Below are 494 nucleotides of genomic sequence, written 5' to 3' on the forward strand. Positions count from 1 at the left end.
GCCGGCAGCACCGCGACTATCACCAACGTCGGCACTCTGGTGATTGGAGCGAACGGGGCATACACCTTCACCCCAGCCGCCAACTACAACGGCAGCGTGCCAGTGGTCAGCTACACCGTCACTGACGGCTCCGGCAGCAATGTCACCTCGACCCTGAACATCAGCGTCACCCCGGTCGACGACAGCTTCACCGATGCCAGCGAAACGGTCTCCACCCTGGAAGACACTGCCGTGACCGGCAGCGTCCTCACGGGCAACTCGAGCGTCGACGGCGACGTGACCGTGGTCAACGTCACCATCGGTGCGGACACCTACACCGCCGGCAGCACCGCGACTATCACCAACGTCGGCACTCTGGTGATTGGAGCGAACGGGGCATACACCTTCACCCCAGCCGCCAATTACAACGGCACAGTTCCAGTGGTCAGCTACACCGTCACTGACGGCTCCGGCAGCAATGTCACCTCGACCCTGAACATCAGCGTCACCCCGGT

The 494-nt window shown here is 63.0% G+C and carries 1 protein-coding gene; it reads left to right on the forward strand.

Features of this window, described 5'->3' with window-relative positions:
* On the forward strand, positions 1–494 hold a 494-nt coding region (locus HYI44_RS29220), incomplete at both ends, for a cadherin-like domain-containing protein (protein ID WP_225571219.1).

The sequence above is a fragment of the Pseudomonas sp. Y24-6 genome, assembly GCF_020295325.1.
GTDB lineage: Bacteria > Pseudomonadota > Gammaproteobacteria > Pseudomonadales > Pseudomonadaceae > Aquipseudomonas > Aquipseudomonas gregormendelii.